Below are 18,369 nucleotides of genomic sequence, written 5' to 3' on the forward strand. Positions count from 1 at the left end.
CATAGGCGTGTTCTGTAATGAAAATATTTGTTTTGCTTTTGCTCAGCACCGGTGCCTCATTGGTATTAACCTGGATTTTACGCTCGTATGCCATTCATAAGAACATTATCGACATCCCGGGGGGGCGTAGTTCACACACCATACCCACCCCCCGGGGGGGCGGCTTGGCATTTGTCATTGTCTTTCTCTTGGCGCTGCCGCTACTTGCAGGCAACGGTTTTCTGTCTTGGTCCGCGGCGTGGGCGATGTTGGGAGCGGGTATCGGGGTCGCCGTTCTCGGCTTTCTGGACGACCACGGTCACATAGCAGCTCGCTGGAGGTTGCTTGGCCATTTCTCAGCTGCAATTTGGGCGTTATGTTGGCTAAGTGGTCTGCCCACGATTAACTTGTTTGGTCATGAGTTTGCGTTGGGTTGGTTTGGACACGTACTGGCGGTCGTTTATTTGGTGTGGATGCTCAATCTCTATAACTTCATGGATGGTATCGATGGTATCGCTAGCGTGGAGGCGATATGCGTTTGCCTCGGCGCATGTGTCATTTACTGGTTGGGTGGATTTAACGGCCTTATCGTGGCGCCGCTGATGTTGGCGATGGTAGTCGTGGGGTTTCTTTACTGGAATTTCCCCCCTGCACGTATCTTCATGGGCGATGCGGGCAGTGGGTTCCTAGGGATCATCCTTGGGCTGCTTTCCTTGCAAGCCGCTTGGGTTTCTCCGAAGCTTCTATGGGTGTGGCTGATTTTACTCGGTGTCTTTATCGTGGATGCTACCGTCACCCTTATGAGGCGCCTTCTGCGGGGCGACAAGGTATACGAAGCTCATCGCAGCCATGCCTATCAGTTCGCCTCACGCCAGTACGGGCGTCATTTACCAGTGACGCTCGCCGTCGGTGCCATTAATCTATTCTGGCTCCTACCCCTGGCCGCTTGTGTCGTATGGTGGAATGTCGATGGAGGGTTAGCGCTGACGGTGGCTTATGCGCCGCTGGTGTTCCTGGCTGTTAGATTTCATGCCGGGGAGCTCGAGAAGGTATGACGCCAGACTGATGGATGGTTTTTTCTGTTTGGCAATTGTCCAATGGACAACGGATTCACAACGTACTTCAGTAATGGATGCATTAGAGCCCGGTCAGGGTGCGTGAAGGTAGTTATGGATAAAGTAAGAACAGCGTTGCTGGGGCTGCCCAGACGTCATAAGCGGGCAATCCAGGTGACCACGGATGTGGTTTTAGTCTGGGCCGCGCTCTGGTTGGCTTTTGTCGTCCGGTTAGGTATTGACGTATGGGCGACCCCCATCGAGACCCATCTCTGGCTTTTTGCGTCTGCCCCGGTGATCGCGATTCCAATTTTCATTCGCTTCGGAATGTACCGCGCGGTGATGCGCTATTTCGGCAATGATGCGTTGATTACCATCTGCAAGGCCGTCAGTCTTTCGGCATTGCTATTAGCGCTTGTGGTGTATTGGTACAGCAACCATACGACCTTGGTACCGCGATCTATCATTTTCAATTTCTGGTGGCTGAGCCTCATCATGCTTGGAGGCCTGCGCTTGATGATGCGGCAATATTTTCTGGGTGATTGGTTCTCCGCAGCCCAGCATGTGCCATTTGCGAATCGCGATGATGGCCTGCCCAAGGTTGCGATTTACGGTGCGGGTGCGGCGGGCAACCAGCTCGTCGCCGCACTGCGTATGGGGAGGGTGATGAGGCCTGTCGCATTTATTGATGATGATCGGAGTATCGCTGACCGGGTTATCGCCGGATTGCAAGTTTATCAGCCCAAACATATCCAGAAGATGATTGACGCGACCGGCGCGCAGGAAATCCTGTTGGCCGTTCCTTCTTCGTCACGCGGTCGTCGTAGGGAAATCCTGACATTGCTGGAGGGGTTCCCGTTACACGTTCGCAGTGTTCCGGGATTCATGGATCTGGCAAGCGGCCGGGTCAAGGTGGATGACATCCAAGAGGTGGACATCGCGGATTTACTTGGGCGTGATTCCGTACCGGCCCAGGCTGATCTGTTGGAGCATTGTATAGCAGGGCAATCGGTATTGGTGACCGGTGCCGGCGGGTCAATCGGCTCTGAATTGTGCCGCCAAATCCTGGCCCTTCAACCCACTACACTGTTGCTTTATGAGCATAGCGAATTCAATCTTTATAGCATTTTGTCTGAACTTGAACCCCGAATAGCCCGGGAGTCCTTGTCTGTAAGGGTGTTGCCGATTCTAGGATCGGTACGGGATGAGAACAAATTGCTGGACGTGATGAAGACTTGGAGCGTCAACACGGTCTATCACGCTGCGGCTTACAAGCATGTGCCCATGGTAGAGCATAATATTGCGGAAGGCGTTCTGAACAACGTAATCGGAACGCTTAATACCGCGCAGGCCGCATTGCAGGCTGGCGTGTCAAATTTTGTGCTTATTTCTACTGACAAGGCAGTTCGACCCACCAATGTGATGGGCAGTACGAAGCGACTCGCGGAGCTGACTTTACAAGCCCTCAGTCGAGAGCTGGCCCCCGTATTATTTGGCGACAGGGCAAACGTCTCACGGGTCAATAAGACCCGCTTCACTATGGTTCGATTCGGTAACGTACTGGGCTCTTCCGGTTCAGTAATTCCCCTGTTTCACAAACAGATCAAATCGGGGGGGCCTCTGACCGTTACGCACCCCAAGATCACGCGCTATTTCATGACAATCCCTGAAGCCGCTCAGTTGGTAATCCAAGCGGGCTCCATGGGGTTGGGTGGGGACGTATTTGTTTTAGATATGGGCGAGCCGGTAAAAATCATCGAGCTAGCAGAAAAAATGATCCACCTGTCAGGTCTAAGTGTCCGCTCTGAAAAAAATCCCCATGGGGACATTTCGATAGAATTCACTGGCCTTCGTCCTGGAGAGAAGCTCTACGAAGAGCTGCTGATCGGCAACAACGTTGTCGCGACTCAACACCCTATGATCATGAGCGCCAATGAGGATCACCTGCCTTGGGAGCTGCTGAAGGCCAGCTTGACCGAGCTGCTCGCTGCCATTGACCGTGATGATTACGCCAGGGTTCGACAGTTGCTTAGGGATACGGTGAGTGGATATGCCCCGGATGGCGAGATTGTCGATTGGATTTATCAACAGCGTCGCCTTGAGCCTTAACATATCTGACATGTTGTAACGTGCAGGTTTTTGACAGCCTTTCACCATCGCTAATATTTGAGAAGCAGCTTCGGAAAGCTGCTTTCTCTTAACGATGTCATGGAGCGTCATCAATGCTTAGAGGAAACTAGTAGGTAGGCGCCGTTGTAATTTATGAAGCCCACTTCTAGGCCTACTGCGTTGAGCAATGCTCCAGCCCTTCCTTCAGGTTAGACAGAGCCGGTACGTTCAGTCCTATAGTATTTTGTGCAGGCCCAAAGCGGTCGTTTGAGGTGGTTTGATCCGGCCTCGCCATGCCGTGGGCTGACCGCAGATCGACTTTTTCAAGAATCATTCCAATTATCAAGCCCGGCCTGGCCTCCGAACGGTGCAAGGATTTTGCGCACACAGCGATCCGTGTCTGGAGAAAATCGTAGATACCATCCTTCAGATGGACAGTTTCCGCATAAAAAGGCACGATGTGTCGTTGACTGAGCGCGTATTGAGAGCTTCTGGCATACTCTAGGCCGGAAATCATCAAGCGATTTGCAGTTTGTATTGTGTACTGTTTTGCTTGATAAATAAGTTTGTAGTAAATACAAGGATTGACTTTGAAGACAAAAGCAATAAGTACGGCCAATGAAAAAAGTAGAAGTGGTTTTTTTTGGTTGTTATTGGGGACCGCTGGTCAAAACGCCGTACAGCTCATTTCAATTCTCATTCTAGCTCGAATCCTGACGCCAGCAGAATTTGGGGTCGTTGGCATTGGTGCCGCCATCATTGCGTTTTTGAGGATTTTTTCTGAGGTCGGAGTAGGGCCTGCTCTGGTTCAAAAAGAAGAAATATCCTCGGTGGACATCAAAACAGCCAATTCGATGTCTTTGCTATTGGGCGTCATTCTGGCCATCTCTTTATATTTTTCAGCTGAAAGTTTTTCACTTTTTTTTAGTATGCCGGAGCTGACGGAAGTATTGAGAACACTGGCCTTGATGCTGCCTGTCATTTCATATTCTGTGGTAGGGCAATCGTTGCTTCAACGACGCTTCGAATTTAAGAAGTTGTCGAGTGTTACGTTTTCAAGTTATCTGGTTGCTTACGGCGGCGTTTCGGTTTACATGGCGCTGCATGGATATGGCATGTGGTCCTTGGTTGCTGCATTCTGGATTCAGTCGATAATTTTTCTGATATTGATACTGATACTGTGCAGGGATGCCGCGAAGGTCGGTTTTAGCTACCCCAGCGCCAAGGGGATGCTGGACTTCGGCGTAGGCTACTCGATGGCCCGGCTCTGTAACTATGCCGCAGGCCAGGGGGATAACCTCGTTGTAGGTAAGCTCCTCGGCGCCGAGTCGGTTGGGCTCTATGGGCGGGCCTATCAAATCATGTCCATGCCCGCGATCTTATTTGGCAGCGTAGTGGATAAGGTGTTTTTTCCACTGATGGCAAAAATGCAGAATAATAATGAGGCGCTCGAAAGGCTATACCTCTCTTCGATTTATTTTTCATTGCTTATATTTGTATATCTGAGCGGTTATATCTACATTTTTTCCGATCAACTGATAGGTGCTCTCTTCGGTGATGGATGGGGTGAGGTAGCAAAACTGATAGAGGTTATGTCAATCGGTTTGTATTTCAGAATCGGCTATAAATTTAGCGATTGCTTAACGATGGCGGTTGGGAAAGTCTATGCCCGTGCGGGTATTCAATTCCTTTACGCTCTCTCTGTTGTGGTACTCGTGGTGTTGGGAAGTGGGTGGGGATTGATAGGCGCCTCGATAGGTGTGGTGGTGGCGATAGTTCTCAATTATCTGATGATGATGATGCTTGTCTGGAGAATATTGAACTTTAACGTGGGCGTAGTATTCCTTCGTCACCTCAAAGTGCTTGGTTTGTTTTCAATCTCGCTTCTGATTTTCCTGTTTTTAAATCGGTTGATTGATATTAAAAGTCCGCTCTTGGGGTTCGTTGTGTCCAGTCTGATTTATGCCGCTTCATTCGGAGTGGTGTTGGTCGTATTTGCAAGGTACCTGAAAGACGAGTTTGGAGTTCTCAAGCTTGTTGCCAAGCGATGAACGTGGTGAATGATGAATAGTTTATTTTCGAAATTGCAAGTGTTTCTGTTTGGCATTTTCATGCTTTGTCTCATCGGTGTGATTGACTCTATTCCGGTCATAGTCACGTTGGTGTATTTTTATACAGGGATAATCGTTTTCCTTTACGCAAAAAAAGGCGTGGCGGATCCAAGGGTATTTCCTTTGGCCTTTATGTCCGTGTATTTTACGTTTTTCCCGTTGCGTGCTTATTTGTATGGCTCGGAAAATCTACCATTCGATGAGGGCGTTTTGATCCTCAGTTTGCGGTTGCAATTTATCGCAATGCTGGTTTTTGTTGCGGTCTCAAATTTGTTGGTTAGTAACGTGCGACAAGTAGGGATTTCAACATTCTGTTCTCAACAGGTTCGTAGTACGTCTTCGGAACGGCTGTTGTTCGTCTTTATGCTGCCCTTTGTTTTTTATTCATTGGTCATCATCCTGACTTCGGAAGCGACGTCAAAGCGCGAAGTGCTGGACAGTTTTTCTTCTGTAAAAACAATCAGTGACTTTTCGATATTGATACTTACTGTTCTTGTGTTTCTGCGCGCGGCAAGAATAGGACGCTTTTTTTACAAAGATTTGTTCTTGATGCTTTATTTGGTGTTCTGCGTGTTCTATGTGTTGTTGACTGGAGAACGCGACAGTCTGTTCAAGTTATTATTCGGTTTTATGATCATATATTATGACCGGCGTGGGAATTTTAATTTTCTGAAAATGATCGCTATCTTTGGTGCGCTTTTGTTTGTTGTTCCAGTGTCCCAGTATTTTAAAAGCGTTTTACTGTCGGGTACGGTAAATTTTGATCGCTTTGGTGGAGATTTGATTCTGTATAGCGAATTCATGTCTTCTTCGCGTAATTTCTATTCCCTATTGGTTTTCGATGCTGGCCAAAATATTTCATTCCTGCTCAGTGACGTGGTGCGTGCCTTTGTACCGACCGCATTGCTGGGTGATTACGGTATGCAAAGTACCGTCGCTTGGTTTGATCGTGTGTTTAGGCCTGAGCACGGGTTTGATGGCACGTCAGGTTGGGGCTTTACAATAGTGGGATTTGGTTACATAGTCGGCGGTCTGGCGGGTATTGTTCTGATAATGACGTTTTATGCATGGCTGCTCGCATTTCTTTATAATCGCCGATGGCGCTCACTTTACTGGTATGCGTTTTATATCCTCGCGCTTGCAGCCTTTGTATACGCGCTGCGGGCAGATCTGGCCAACTTGCTATCTCAGGTTTTCAAAATATCCGGGCTGTGTGTTCTGTTTGTTTTTATGGCGCATTATTTGTTAAGGCGGCCTTCTGGAAGCGGTGATCTTAATAAGGGGGAATTATGAACGGTAGAATGCTTTTCAAGTATTTCTCTTTCTTGATTTGGGTTGTTTCAGCTTGCTTTAAGATGCTGCCCTCATTCGTCGCCTGGTTTTTGTGGGATCTCGTCTCACCCTTTGGTGGTAAGGTCGCGGTTTTGCTGCGGTATTGTATTGTTTCAGGTCGTGCCAAGCACTTTGGGAAAAATATCTATTTTGGAAAGACAGTAGTTCTGAAAAATCCCGCAGAGTTTTCAGTGGGTAATAACGTTTCGATACATGATTCCTGCTATTTGGATGCTATTGGTGGATTGAAGATAGGGGCTGATGTGTCCATCGCGCATCAAACGTCTATCATTACGTTCAATCACACTTGGTCGGATATGAGTCAGCCTATAAAATATAACCCGATAGAAAAAGCCCCCGTCATCATTGAAGATGACGTTTGGATCGGCTGCGGCGTGCGTATCCTGCCCGGCGTTGTCATTGGCAAACGCTCCATCATTGCAGCGGGTTCCGTTGTCACAAACGATGTGCCCCCCGGCGTCATAGTTGCGGGAGTGCCGGCGAAAATTATCAAGAGTATCGTATGAAGCGCGTGTTGTTTGTTCATGACCATATTTTCAAATACCGTGGTAATGCGTATTACTCCGGGGGAGGGCTGCCTGCTGCCATATGGCCCCGCTACCTGCAGGTTTTTCCTTCACTTACCGTCGTTGGACGGGATGGTGGAACTCTTATCGAAGGGGAAGAAGGGTATACCCTGTCTTCCGCAAGTGGAGTCGATTTTTGCTTGCTTCCTGGTATTTCAAATTTAAAGAGTTTGCTTTTAGGCCATGCTGGTGTGGAGGCCGTTTGCCGATCTCTGGTGGCTGACTCCGAAGGCGTGATCGCACGTCTTCCAAGTCGACTGGGTCACTTGTTTGTTAAAGAGGCTAAAAGACAAGGAAAACCCTACGCAGTGGAGGTGGTGGGATGCGCATGGGGTTCGTTGTGGGACCATGGTAGTTGGAAAGGAAAGTTTCTGGCGCCGATAGAAGCTCTGAAAACTCGGCAGGCGGTAGCTTCGGCGCCGTTTGCTCTATATGTCACAGAGAAATTTCTACAAAAACGCTACCCATGCAAAGGAGGGGTCACTACTTTTTGTTCCAATGTGAACATTCAGCCTGTTGCTGATGAGGTGTTGTTTGCCCGACAACGCCGTATTGAATCACATAAAACAAAAGTTGTTATCGGCTTAATCGGAAATTACTCATCCAAATACAAAGGGATTGATGTGGCCATTCGCGCAATGGCGTTGGCAGATGAAAAGCTTCCTGAATGGGAATTTCAGGTAGTCGGTTCAGGCGATGCGAGCGCCTATATCGATTTGGCTCATAAGCTCGGCGTGGATGAAAAGGTCAAGTTTGTCGGTACGAAACCTTCGGGCAGCGCGATATACGAATGGCTTGATACTGTCGATTTGTATCTGCAGCCTAGTTTTCAGGAAGGGTTGCCTCGCGCTTTGGTCGAAGCCATGAGTCGCGGTTGTCCGGCCGTTGCTACTTCAATAGCAGGTATACCCGAGTTGTTAAAGGATTCCGAGATGATCGCGGCGGGTGACCACGCGACGCTGTCGAGCAAGATTCTTGCATTGCTTCAGGATAACGAAGCGATGTTACGTTTGGCGCGGGAAAATTTCGAAAGAGCCCAGTCATACTACCAACCGGTATTGGATACCCGACGTACGACCTTCTGGTCTTCTTTCGGGCAATACATCGGGTCCAATCGTAACCGACCCATAAACCGCACCTAGAGAGCGCGCTTGCCGTGGAGCCGAGGCTTGCAGTTCCACGACGACAAGGCATCGTAATTTTGACCGAGGATGCCTGTGGCGGGCGCTCCAGTGCGTGGCGCAGCCACGCATAAGACTCTGCAATTGCACCTATCTGTCACAGCGACTCTCACTAACGAAGCAAGTCAGGATTATCCCTCACTATTGAACTACCTATAAGATTGGATCCGGTAACATTCAGGTGGTTTTTGTCTCGATAGAGAAGATGACCATTGCGAGTCATGCCGCATTGCCCATTTCGGCAAACGTATTGACTAATAGGTACATATTTAACGCGCGGCTCTCTCTGCACGACATTAAGCAGTTGCTTTCGGTATATGTCGAATTCTTTATTGGCAGTGGCCAAGGGAATGGAACATTCATTTTTTAGGACCCGAGCTTTCGTGATGCACTTCTTAGGGTCGAATGGAAACCTAGGCACGTCGTCGAATAAATACACCTCTTTGCCGCTAGCCAGCAGCCTCTCAACCGAGGCGAAAAGCTCATCTTCAACAGTCGAACCTACGGGAACTTGATTAAGACGTTTTATCCAATGCATCGTGATGATTATTTTTTCTGGTCCATCCTCACTCGCGAGAAAGTCATAGACTTCCTTGAATTCTGTATTGCTCACAAAGGGTGGGCTTGCCTTAATATAATATGCGACGTTTAGATTTGGTAATGCCTTTGCCATGCCGTTAAATAAATGTTCGGCATGACTATCCCCAATGATCGCCACGTCAATTCTAGAGTCGGCCTTTGACTGCATGCATCTCACATGGCGTTCGTGAATCAGTGCGACACTTCTAATGCTGGGCTCTGAGCACACCTGATAATTATCGGTAAGATAGTTAAAGAACTGCTCGTGCCCAATCTCTCCAGCTATTTCTTTGCCCGGTCTAAGTTGAGTGGCGCCGCCGGTATATACATAAAAGCCCAGGGTGCCAACTATCAAGCCCAACGAGGCAAGCATTCCAACCACGCTTCTGCGCTCGGAATGTCTTATTGGCGTTTCAACATATTTATATGTTGTCCATGCAAGCATTACCGCGACCGCTATTGCGCCCCCCCTGTAGCCAGAATTTGGAACCTCGCCGCCCGTCAAAGTGGCAAACGACAAGAGGGGCCAGTGCCAAAGATAAAGTGGGAAGCTGAGTAAGCCTATCGATACGAATAATTTGCTACCCAGTATGTTTCGATTTAACCAGGACCCTTCTGCCGGACCAATAAGTAACAAAGAGATCGCCACAGGCAATACCGCCCAGAAACCCGGGAATTGTTTGTTCTTATCAATAAAAATGAAACCAAACATCAGCAGAGCGAGCGCGCCGACAGAACTCGCCTCAATCATCCACACCGGAATCGTGCGAGCGGTATTGCCCCGTTTAAAATATGCATATCCGTAGACTAGTAACCCTCCTGACGCAAGCTCCCAAAACCGCGTAAGTGGTGAGTAAAAAGCACCCGCAGGATCAGAATCAACCATTACGACGCTGTAAATAAAGGAGGCAAGGATCAGCGCGGGAATTATAGCTAAGGAAGTCTTCCTGAATGTCCATCCCATCCAAACTACTACGGGCCAAATCAGATAAAATTGCTCTTCAACTCCAAGGCTCCACAAATGAAGGAGTGGCTTCATTTCAGCGGCCGAATCGAAGTAGCCGGACTCGCTCCACAAATTCAAATTTGCTACAAAGCCTATGCCTGAAGCAACGTGTTTACCAAGCTGTTTGTACTCTGGGTCAAATAAAAAGTACCAACCAAATCCCATGCAACAAAAGAGGACTAGGATTAACGCCGGAAACAATCTACGGATGCGCCTCGAGTAAAAACTCAGGATGTTTAACCTGCCCTTTGCAGCGCCATTCAATAGAATTCCGGTAATTAAATATCCAGAAATAACGAAGAACACATCTACGCCGATAAAGCCGCCAGGGATAATAGTCGGAAACGCATGGTATAGTACGACGGCCATAACGGCGATCGCGCGTAATCCGTCAATATCTGGTCTATACCGAAGGGATGGTTGCATGAGGGCGTGGGGCCTTGACGTAATGGTATGGAGTGTCCGCATGAATGTGCGCGGCCGCCGAGTTTAACCTCATGAAAAATAAGTAGCAAACCGGTACCGACGGAGGTCTTGCGTGTGTATTTGATCACTGGATCTGCGTCGGCGTGATGGCCAGTGTTGGTCGGCTTCTTCCCGAAATCATATATTTGCGCACCGAAGACGCAGGTTCGCTCCTGTTCAGACAGCTTGATTTCGCCAGCATCACTCATACCGTGCCCGGACTGGAAGAGAGACCCTCTCGCAGGGCTTGGTGCGGTGATGCAGGGTGCGGGAGTCTGTGGCTGGCCTTCTAACTCAAAAAGATTCTATAAAAACAGAGATCTCGGTATCATGCGCGTTTTAAAAATGAAAGGTAACGGCGGCAAATGAACCAAAAGCGAATTAATGAGATAGATCTGCTCCGGTTCATAGCTGCTATGTCGGTCGTTTTTTTTCATTATACATTTCGGGGCTACGCCGCCGATGACAGGTCGCTCCTGCCTTATCCGTTATTAGCACCTGTAGCAAAATATGGTTATTTGGGTGTAGAGCTGTTTTTCATGATCAGCGGTTTTGTCATCATGATGACCGCCGGGGGGGAGGGTTTCAGGAAATTTTTGATATCGCGGGCGGTCCGCCTTTATCCGGCGTTCTGGGTGTGTTGCTCAATAACGTTTGTGGTGACGCTTGCTTTGGGTGGGGATCGTTTTTCTGCGACAGTTCCTCAGTACCTTGGCAACTTGACGCTGATGGGCGATTTTTTCGATATTCGTCCAATTGACGGCGTGTATTGGTCGTTGTTTATCGAGATCCGTTTTTATTTCCTGATAGCGCTCGTTATGCTTTTTCGAAAACTTCATCGAATAGAGGCGCTACTGTGTGTTTGGCTCGTGTTGTCCGTAGCGCTTGAATTCACCGATGCCAGAGGGTGGCGGAGGTTTTTCATTACCGAATACTCAACTTACTTTATTGCCGGGGCCATGTTTTATCACGTGTGGCTGAGCGGCGCTTCGAAGTTGAGATGGGCGACGATAATCAGCTCGTGTGCGTTCGCTATTTATCAAGGTGTTAATATGCTGCCTAGGTTGGAGCGCCACTATCACGTTGACTTTAACGCTTTTATAGTGGCTACGATAATTTTTATCTGTTATGTAGTCATGGGTTTGGTTGCCAAAAAGAAGATGGGGTGGGTGGCGGGGCGGAGATGGGTGGTGCTGGGCATAATTACATATCCACTCTATTTGCTTCATCAAAATGTTGGCTTTATGGTCTTTAACGCACTCTATCCGGCTGTCAATCCGCATTTGTTACTATGGGGGACAATGGCACTTATGATTGCCATGTCCCTGTTTATTCATGTTGTGTTTGAAAGGGCTATGGCGCGGCAACTAAGACGCGTTCTAGACCACAGTAGTAATAAAATTGCGGTGCTGTTTACGGGAGGTTTTGAGCGATTGAAATCATACCGGCCGAAATGACATCATCGCCTGACCCTATGCTTCGGTAGTGGATTTAGGCGGTGCTCGAAGGTTCGACGTCCCGGAGTTCAGGACTTGGCGAATGACCGGCTCGAAGTTGATGACATCCAGGAAGTGGATGCTGCGGACCTTCTTGGACGCTATGCGGTTCTTGCGTGACTTGATCTACTGGAGCATTGCATGACGACGCCATTCAAGCTGGCGGAATTGCTGATCGCCATCGAGCGGGATGATTGACCACCAGAGACCGTCAACTGCTTCGCGATACCGTCAGTGGTTACGCTCCGGACGGTGAGATTGTCGACTGGATCTACCAGCAACGCCGTCTCGAACCCTGATTATTACACACGCCGTAACGTACACATTTTTGACAGCGACACATCATCGCCTAAGTTTGAGAGGCAGCTTCGGAAAAGCTGCTTCTCTCTTAACGATGTCATGGAGCGTCATTTATGCGTACAGGCTACTTCTACTCTTTGATTTTTGCCCTTCTGACCAGCGCCTCGATTGCTGCTATCGCTGCCCCAGTGGTCAAACCCGAGTCGGTCGCCACGTCTCAGGCCGTGGAGCAGCCAGCCAAAACCCAGGGCGCCAAGGTGGATTTAAACGGGGCGGATGCTGCAACGTTGCAGCGCGAGCTGTCAGGCATAGGGAAGGGCAAAGCCGAAGCGATTGTTGCGTATCGGGAGAGTAATGGGCCGTTCTCTTCAATAGAGGAGTTGCTGGAGGTCAAGGGGATCGGCAAGTCGATTCTCGACAGGAACCGTGACAAGCTGGAAGTGAATTGAGTTTGTAATTGAAAGAGGCCGGTCGAATAGACTGGCCTTTTCGCCAGCTGGTGTTTGCAAATTCCGAAGGCTTTTCCGTGGTTGGCATAAATAATGATTATCTACAGCCAATCGATTGTTCAACAATCCAAGGCCTTCATCCATGACCAACACTCTCTCCCTCGCCGACCAGATCACTCTGGAGCTACGCGCCGACATCATTGGCGGCCGCCTGCTGCCAGGCATGGCGTTGGTAGAGAACAGCCTGGTATCGGCCTACAACGCTTCGCGCAATACCATCCGCGAAGCGTTACACCGCCTGGGCCAGGAAGGCCTGACCCGTTACGTGCGCAACAAAGGGGTAATGGTCCGCAGGCTCGGTGTCGATGACGTGCGAGATCTGTTCAAGGTCCGTCGCACCTTGGAGCTTCAGGCCATCCTAGGCAGCCAACCATTACGCGAGTATCAGTCAGACCGGATGCTCGAAACACTCGAGGCGGCGGATCTGGCTCGGGAGCGTGAGGACTGGCGTTCGGTCGGTACTCATGGCCTGGCGTTCCATCAGCACATCGTTGGTTTGATGCGCAGTCCGTTGCTGGATGAGTTCTTCACTAATGTGGTCGCACAACTGCGCCTGGTGTTTAGCTCCGCACCCGATGAGGCACGTTTTCAGGCGCCGTGGCTGGCCCGTGACCGGCGCATTCATGATTGGCTGGCCGAAGGCGACAAGTCGGCGGCTCACGAAGCGATGAGCCTTTATCTCGATGATTCCGAGCAACTGCTTTTGCAGATGCTGGCTCCCACCCATCACCCCTGATCAAGGACCCGCGCCATGTACAAAGACTACCCAGCCGCCTACCAGGTCAGCAAAGGTTCAGCCCTGCAGGTGGACAAACCCTTCTACGACCGTATCCGCACCCAGCAGGACAAACGCAGCCTGATCGAGCAGTTCGAAGTGCCCATCCGCACTGGCCGCGCCTGGCACGTACCCGCCGGTCACGTGTTCCGCGTCACCACCCCAGTAGGGCCGCAAGTGGGGGACTTCAACGTCTGGAATGCCCATGACCCGCGGGAGCGCCTCTGGGCGGCGCGCACCCGTCAGCTTCAGGGCGCTCATGTCAGCACCCATGATCGGTTGTGGTCGAACCTGCCATTCCTGCGGCCGTTGGTGACCATCACCGACGACAGCCTGGCCGGCTACGGCATCGATGAGCATGGTGGACGATTGCATGATCTGCTGGGTACGCGCTGTGATCCCTATGTAAACAAGATGCTGACCGGGGAGGATTTCCATCATCACTGCCATTCGAACCTGACCCGTGCGGTGTTGCCCCACGGCCTGACTGAGTTCGACGTGCATGATGTGCTGAATATTTTCCAGTGCACAGGGCTCAATCATGACGACATGTACTTCATGAAGGCCTGTCCGGCGCAGAAGGGTGATTACCTGGAGTTTTTTGCCGAGATCGATTTGTTGTGTGCCTTGTCCACCTGCCCGGGTGGTGACCTGTCGCTGGCGATGTGGGGGCCGGACGCGCAGGATCCTCTCAGCGTCTGCCGCCCGCTGGGTGTGGAGATCTATCGGTTGGAGGATTCATTGCTGGAGGACTGGAGCCAGCCTGAGCGGGCCGCGTACAAGGGGCTGCATGGCTTGCATATTGCCAAGGCGGATTGGGAAAAATAGCACCGCGTTTTGCTATCGGGTGCCTGCTTGTGTGGCGAGGGAGCTTGCTCCCGCTGGGCTGCGCAGCAGCCCCAGCGGCCAAAACTCGATTTAGCCTGACACTCCGCGCCAGCAGGGTTAGGGCCGCTTCGCGCCCCAGCGGGAGCAAGCTCCCTCGCCACAAAAGCACTAAGCAAGCCAGGTAATCAACGGTCCTTGGCTTCTTTGGCATCCATTTCCGCATTGCGCTCGGCAACACGCTTGCGCTGTTCGTCCGTGAGTTCGACTTTGTTGGCCGTGTCGCGCAGCATCATCAGGCCTCCCACGATCGAGCCGATTGCGACAATCAGAATCAACCAGGCATACCAGGGCATAGGGCTCTCCTTGAGGGCGCGATGGACAGACGAACGTTTCGCCAATCCATCGCACTTACCACTTATGAGCGAATGTTGTTCGCAGTGGTTCAATACTACGCCCGTTCTGCCGGCTTCACCTCACAGCCCGGTCAGCATCGCATCGGCGGGAGCATCCGCACGCAGTTGTGCGGTGAGGACGAAGTAGACAAAGCCCACCGCCATGAAGCCAAGGAAGATCAGCCCGATCAACGCGTTGAACCAGGCCATCGCCACCAGGCACACCACCGCCAGCACCAGGGCGATCCCCGGCACGATCGGGTAACCCGGTGCGCGGAAAGTACGTTCCAGGTTGGGTTCGGTTTTGCGCAGCTTGAACAGGCTGAGCATGCTCATGATGTACATGACGATGGCACCGAACACGGCCATGGTGATCATCGCGGCGGTGAGGGTCATGCCGCCGAGGTTGATCAGGCCGTCGCTGTAGATTGCGGCAATGCCGATCAGTCCGCCGGCGATGATCGCCCGGTGCGGGGTCTGGAAACGTGACAGTTTGGCCAGGGAGGCGGGCAGGTAGCCGGCGCGGGCCAGGGCGAAGAACTGCCGTGAGTAGCCGAGGATGATGCCGTGGAAACTCGCCACCAGGCCGAACAGGCCGATCCACACCAGCATGTGCAGCCAGCCGGAGCTTTCGCCGACCACGGTTTTCATGGCTTGGGGCAGGGGATCGTTGATGTTCGACAGGGTACGCCAATCGCCGACGCCGCCGGCCATGAACATGACGCCCATGGCCAGGAACACCAGGGTCAGGATGCCGCTGATGTAGGCCTTGGGAATCGTGCGTTTCGGGTCCTTGGCTTCTTCGGCGGCCATGGCCGCGCCTTCGATGGCGAGGAAGAACCAGATGGCGAAGGGGATCGCGGCGAACATCCCGGCGATGGCCGGTGCGCCGAACACATCGGAGCCGGCCCAGCCGTTGAGGGCGAAGCTGCTGAAACTGAACGCCGGGGCCACGACGCCCATGAACACCAGCAGTTCGGCCACCGCCAGTACGCAGACAACCAACTCGAACGTCGCGGCCAGTTTGACCCCGAGGATGTTCAGGCCCATGAACACGATATAGGCGCCGACGGCGGCGTGTTTTGGGTCCAGCGCTGGGAATTGCACGTTCAGGTAGGCGCCGATGGCCAGGGCAATCGCCGGCGGGGCGAAGACGAATTCGATCAGTGTTGCCAGCCCGGCAATCAATCCGCCTTTCTCGCCGAAGGCGCGACGGCTGTAGGCAAACGGCCCGCCGGCATGGGGAATGGCGGTGGTCAGTTCGGTGAAGCTGAAAATGAAGCAGGTGTACATGGCCGCCACCATGAAGGACGTCACCAAAAAGCCCAGTGTCCCGGCCACGCCCCAGCCGTAGCTCCAGCCGAAATACTCGCCGGAAATCACCAGGCCGACGGCAATGCCCCATAAATGCAGGGTGCCCAGGGTGGGTTTGAGTTGTGTGTTCATCGGTGGCTCCCCTCGATCCATAGCAAAAGCGCTAGGGAGGACTGTGCAGCGGGCGTGCCAGGCTGGCGGGGGCGGTCGTAATGGGTGGAATCGTGTCGTATCGGGGATGTTCGCTGCTTTATGTGCCCCTGTTGTGCGCCAGTTGAGGGCGTTGGCGCTGATGATGCCGCCTTCGCGAGCAAGCCCGCTCCCACACTGGACTTGCGGTGAACAGTCGATTTCATGCACACCACAAATCCTTGTGGGAGCGGGCTTGCTCGCGAAGAGGCCCTCCCGATCACCGCCATAACAACGCGATAAATACATTCTTTACAGATTCTTTATCCCCCAATCCCGCTCTCGATCTCGCTCCTTTACAGCCTCCCTGCAGACAATCACTCCCCACACGGCACGACGCCGTATCACGGAGAAATCCCATGAGTGTTCTGGACGGGGTGTCGCTGCTGCTGGCAGTGGCGCTGTTCATTTATCTGCTGGTTGCGCTGTTGCGCGCCGATCGGAACTAGGAGCGGTTATGCACGGTTATGACTTCGGGCTGATCCTCGCCTTTTTCGCCCTGGTGCTGGTTCCGGCGCCGTTCCTGGGGCGGTTTTATTACCGAGTGATGGAAGGCCAGCGTACGTGGCTTTCGCCGATTCTCAGCCCGGTGGAGCGCGGTTGCTATCGCCTGGCCGGTGTCGACGCCACCGTTGAGCAGAGCTGGCAGAAATACACCCTGGCCTTGCTCGCGTTCAACCTGGCGGGTTTTGTCTTGCTGTTTGCGATTCTGCTGCTGCAGGGATATTTACCCCTCAATACCGACCAACTGCCCGGCATGGAGTGGACCCAGGCTTTCAACACGGCCGTGAGCTTCATGACCAACACCAACTGGCAGTCCTACAGCGGTGAAGCGTCCCTGAGCTACCTGAGCCAGATGGTCGGCCTGACCGTGCAGAACTTTGTCAGCGCCGCCACCGGCCTGGCCGTGCTGGTGGCGCTGTGTCGCGGCATCGGGCGCAAGTCCGCCACGACGCTGGGTAACTTCTGGGTCGACATGACCCGCGCCACCCTCTATGGACTGTTGCCGCTGTGCCTGCTGCTGGCGTTACTCCTGGTCTGGCAGGGCGTGCCGCAGACCTTCGCCCACTATGTGCATGGGCTCACGCTGCAGGGTGCCGACCAGGTCATCCCGCTAGGGCCGGCCGCCAGCCAGATCGCCATCAAGCAACTGGGTACCAACGGCGGCGGTTTCTTCGGCGTCAACTCGGCGCACCCCTTCGAAAACCCGACGGCCTGGAGCAACCTGTTCGAAGTCGCTTCGATCATCCTGATTCCTGCCGCGCTAGTGTTCACCTTCGGTCATTACGTCAAGGACCTGCGCCAGAGCCGCGCGATCATCGCCTGCATGTTGGCGCTGTTCCTGATCGGCGGCGCCACGTCACTGTGGGCCGAATACCAGCCCAACCCGGCCCTGGACAACCCGGCCGTCGAACAAACCGCACCGCTGGAAGGCAAGGAAACCCGCTTCGGTACCACCGCCACCGTGCTGTGGTCGGTGACCACCACGGCCGCGTCCAACGGCTCGGTCAACGGCATGCACGACAGCCTCAACCCGCTCAGTGGCATGGTGTCGCTGGTGAACATGATGGTCGGCGAGGTGATCTTCGGCGGCGTCGGGGCCGGGCTCTACGGGATGCTGTTGAACGTGCTGATCGCGGTGTTCCTGGCCGGCTTGATGATCGGTCGCACCCCGGAATACCTGGGCAAGAAGCTGGGCGCCCGAGAGGTGCAACTGTTGGTCGCAACGCTGCTGGTGATGCCCGTCAGCGTGCTGGTGCTGGGGGCTGTCGCCGCCAGCCTGCCCGGGCCGGCCGCGGCGGTGAGCAACCCTGGCGCCCATGGTTTCAGCCAGTTGTTGTACGCCTACACCTCGGCGGGGGCGAACAACGGTTCGGCATTCGCCGGGTTCGGTGCCAATACACCCTTCCACAACCTGATGCTGGGCCTGGGCATGCTGATCGGCCGGTTCGGCTACATCCTGCCGGTGCTGGCGTTGGCCGGCAGCCTGGCCTTGAAGAAGACCGCGCCGATTGGCCAGAACAGCTTTCCCACCCACGGCCCGCTGTTCGTGACCCTGTTGACCGTGACCATCCTGCTGGTCGGCGGCTTGACCTTCCTGCCGACCTTGGCGCTGGGGCCGATTGCCGAGCACCTGAGCATGGGCTTCTGAGGACTTGATG

The 18,369-nt window shown here is 52.8% G+C and carries 15 protein-coding genes and 1 pseudogene; 13 read left to right on the forward strand and 3 right to left on the reverse strand.

All coding sequences use genetic code 11. The features are described from left to right. Positions 1-17: 17 nt before the first annotated feature. From HU715_RS03425 to HU715_RS03450, 6 genes are all read left to right on the forward strand, one after another. Complete coding sequence (locus tag HU715_RS03425; RefSeq protein ID WP_186704728.1) at positions 18-1,034, forward strand: MraY family glycosyltransferase; 1,017 nt, start codon at positions 18-20, stop codon at positions 1,032-1,034. Between the two features lie 114 nt (positions 1,035-1,148). Continuing rightward, positions 1,149-3,143, forward strand: a complete 1,995-nt coding sequence (locus tag HU715_RS03430; protein ID WP_186704729.1) for a polysaccharide biosynthesis protein — start codon at positions 1,149-1,151, stop codon at positions 3,141-3,143. A gap of 590 nt (positions 3,144-3,733) precedes the next feature. After that, positions 3,734-5,194, forward strand: a complete 1,461-nt coding sequence (locus HU715_RS03435; protein ID WP_186704730.1) for a lipopolysaccharide biosynthesis protein — start codon at positions 3,734-3,736, stop codon at positions 5,192-5,194. A gap of 12 nt (positions 5,195-5,206) precedes the next feature. Next, positions 5,207-6,547, forward strand: a complete 1,341-nt coding sequence (locus HU715_RS03440) for an O-antigen polymerase (protein WP_186704731.1) — start codon at positions 5,207-5,209, stop codon at positions 6,545-6,547. Further along, positions 6,544-7,113: an acyltransferase gene (locus tag HU715_RS27485; protein WP_272971935.1), complete on the forward strand. Its 570-nt coding sequence runs from the start codon at positions 6,544-6,546 to the stop codon at positions 7,111-7,113. Before HU715_RS03440 ends, HU715_RS27485 begins: the two co-directional genes overlap by 4 nt. Next, positions 7,110-8,315 (forward strand): glycosyltransferase family 4 protein, encoded by a 1,206-nt coding sequence (locus tag HU715_RS03450; RefSeq protein WP_186704732.1) that lies wholly within the window; start codon positions 7,110-7,112, stop codon positions 8,313-8,315. The genes HU715_RS27485 and HU715_RS03450 overlap by 4 nt, the downstream gene beginning before the upstream one ends. Positions 8,316-8,466: 151 nt before the next feature. On the opposite strand, the gene HU715_RS03455 is transcribed toward HU715_RS03450, so the two are convergent. Further along, on the reverse strand, positions 8,467-10,407 hold the full coding sequence (locus tag HU715_RS03455) for an acyltransferase family protein (RefSeq protein ID WP_367617196.1): 1,941 nt from the start codon (positions 10,405-10,407) through the stop codon (positions 8,467-8,469). A gap of 362 nt (positions 10,408-10,769) precedes the next feature. Between HU715_RS03455 and HU715_RS03460 the strand changes: the two genes are divergently transcribed. The 5 genes and pseudogenes from HU715_RS03460 to HU715_RS03475 all read left to right on the forward strand — a co-directional run bounded on the left by HU715_RS03460 (position 10,770) and on the right by HU715_RS03475 (position 14,312). Then, positions 10,770-11,861, forward strand: coding sequence for an acyltransferase family protein (locus tag HU715_RS03460; RefSeq protein WP_186704734.1), 1,092 nt, complete (start codon positions 10,770-10,772; stop codon positions 11,859-11,861). A gap of 192 nt (positions 11,862-12,053) precedes the next feature. Beyond that, positions 12,054-12,199, forward strand: a pseudogene (locus HU715_RS27590) (hypothetical protein); the annotation flags it as partial. 114 nt (positions 12,200-12,313) lie between these two features. Continuing rightward, on the forward strand, positions 12,314-12,649 hold the full coding sequence (locus HU715_RS03465; protein WP_186704735.1) for a ComEA family DNA-binding protein: 336 nt from the start codon (positions 12,314-12,316) through the stop codon (positions 12,647-12,649). A gap of 142 nt (positions 12,650-12,791) precedes the next feature. Next, positions 12,792-13,445 (forward strand): GntR family transcriptional regulator, encoded by a 654-nt coding sequence (locus HU715_RS03470; protein ID WP_186704736.1) that lies wholly within the window; start codon positions 12,792-12,794, stop codon positions 13,443-13,445. Between the two features lie 15 nt (positions 13,446-13,460). Next, positions 13,461-14,312 (forward strand): urea carboxylase-associated family protein, encoded by an 852-nt coding sequence (locus HU715_RS03475; protein ID WP_186704737.1) that lies wholly within the window; start codon positions 13,461-13,463, stop codon positions 14,310-14,312. Positions 14,313-14,497: 185 nt separating this feature from the next. Here the strand turns inward: HU715_RS03475 and HU715_RS03480 are convergent, their stop codons facing one another. Together HU715_RS03480 and eat are read right to left on the reverse strand one after the other, a co-directional pair. Then, positions 14,498-14,665, reverse strand: a complete 168-nt coding sequence (locus HU715_RS03480; RefSeq protein WP_003183831.1) for a DUF2897 family protein — start codon at positions 14,663-14,665, stop codon at positions 14,498-14,500. Between the two features lie 120 nt (positions 14,666-14,785). Next, a complete protein-coding gene (gene eat / locus HU715_RS03485) occupies positions 14,786-16,150 on the reverse strand; it encodes an ethanolamine permease (protein WP_186704738.1) in 1,365 nt (454 codons plus the stop codon). Between the two features lie 416 nt (positions 16,151-16,566). On the opposite strand from eat, the gene kdpF reads away from it, so the two are divergent. Further along, entirely contained in the window at positions 16,567-16,656 is a 90-nt protein-coding gene (gene kdpF / locus HU715_RS03490) for a K(+)-transporting ATPase subunit F (RefSeq protein ID WP_003218754.1), read from the forward strand. Between the two features lie 8 nt (positions 16,657-16,664). After that, entirely contained in the window at positions 16,665-18,359 is a 1,695-nt protein-coding gene (kdpA, locus tag HU715_RS03495) for a potassium-transporting ATPase subunit KdpA (RefSeq protein WP_186704739.1), read from the forward strand. Positions 18,360-18,369 lie beyond the last annotated feature (10 nt).

The organism is Pseudomonas zanjanensis, assembly GCF_014268745.2.
GTDB classification, from domain to species: Bacteria; Pseudomonadota; Gammaproteobacteria; order Pseudomonadales; family Pseudomonadaceae; genus Aquipseudomonas; species Aquipseudomonas zanjanensis.

What these genes read in the sequence shown, in the direction of transcription:
- HU715_RS27485 (WP_272971935.1), top strand. Translation starts at nt 6,544, where the DNA reads ATGAACGGTAGAATGCTTTTCAAGTATTTCTCTTTCTTGATTTGGGTT.
- kdpF (WP_003218754.1), top strand. Translation starts at nt 16,567, where the DNA reads ATGAGTGTTCTGGACGGGGTGTCGCTGCTGCTGGCAGTGGCGCTGTTC.
- HU715_RS03465 (WP_186704735.1), top strand. Translation starts at nt 12,314, where the DNA reads ATGCGTACAGGCTACTTCTACTCTTTGATTTTTGCCCTTCTGACCAGC.
- HU715_RS03440 (WP_186704731.1), top strand. Translation starts at nt 5,207, where the DNA reads ATGAATAGTTTATTTTCGAAATTGCAAGTGTTTCTGTTTGGCATTTTC.
- HU715_RS03475 (WP_186704737.1), top strand. Translation starts at nt 13,461, where the DNA reads ATGTACAAAGACTACCCAGCCGCCTACCAGGTCAGCAAAGGTTCAGCC.
- HU715_RS03455 (WP_367617196.1), bottom strand. Translation starts at nt 10,407, where the DNA reads ATGCGGACACTCCATACCATTACGTCAAGGCCCCACGCCCTCATGCAA.
- HU715_RS03425 (WP_186704728.1), top strand. Translation starts at nt 18, where the DNA reads ATGAAAATATTTGTTTTGCTTTTGCTCAGCACCGGTGCCTCATTGGTA.
- HU715_RS03480 (WP_003183831.1), bottom strand. Translation starts at nt 14,665, where the DNA reads ATGCCCTGGTATGCCTGGTTGATTCTGATTGTCGCAATCGGCTCGATC.
- kdpA (WP_186704739.1), top strand. Translation starts at nt 16,665, where the DNA reads ATGCACGGTTATGACTTCGGGCTGATCCTCGCCTTTTTCGCCCTGGTG.
- HU715_RS03470 (WP_186704736.1), top strand. Translation starts at nt 12,792, where the DNA reads ATGACCAACACTCTCTCCCTCGCCGACCAGATCACTCTGGAGCTACGC.
- HU715_RS03460 (WP_186704734.1), top strand. Translation starts at nt 10,770, where the DNA reads ATGAACCAAAAGCGAATTAATGAGATAGATCTGCTCCGGTTCATAGCT.
- eat (WP_186704738.1), bottom strand. Translation starts at nt 16,150, where the DNA reads ATGAACACACAACTCAAACCCACCCTGGGCACCCTGCATTTATGGGGC.
- HU715_RS03450 (WP_186704732.1), top strand. Translation starts at nt 7,110, where the DNA reads ATGAAGCGCGTGTTGTTTGTTCATGACCATATTTTCAAATACCGTGGT.
- HU715_RS03430 (WP_186704729.1), top strand. Translation starts at nt 1,149, where the DNA reads ATGGATAAAGTAAGAACAGCGTTGCTGGGGCTGCCCAGACGTCATAAG.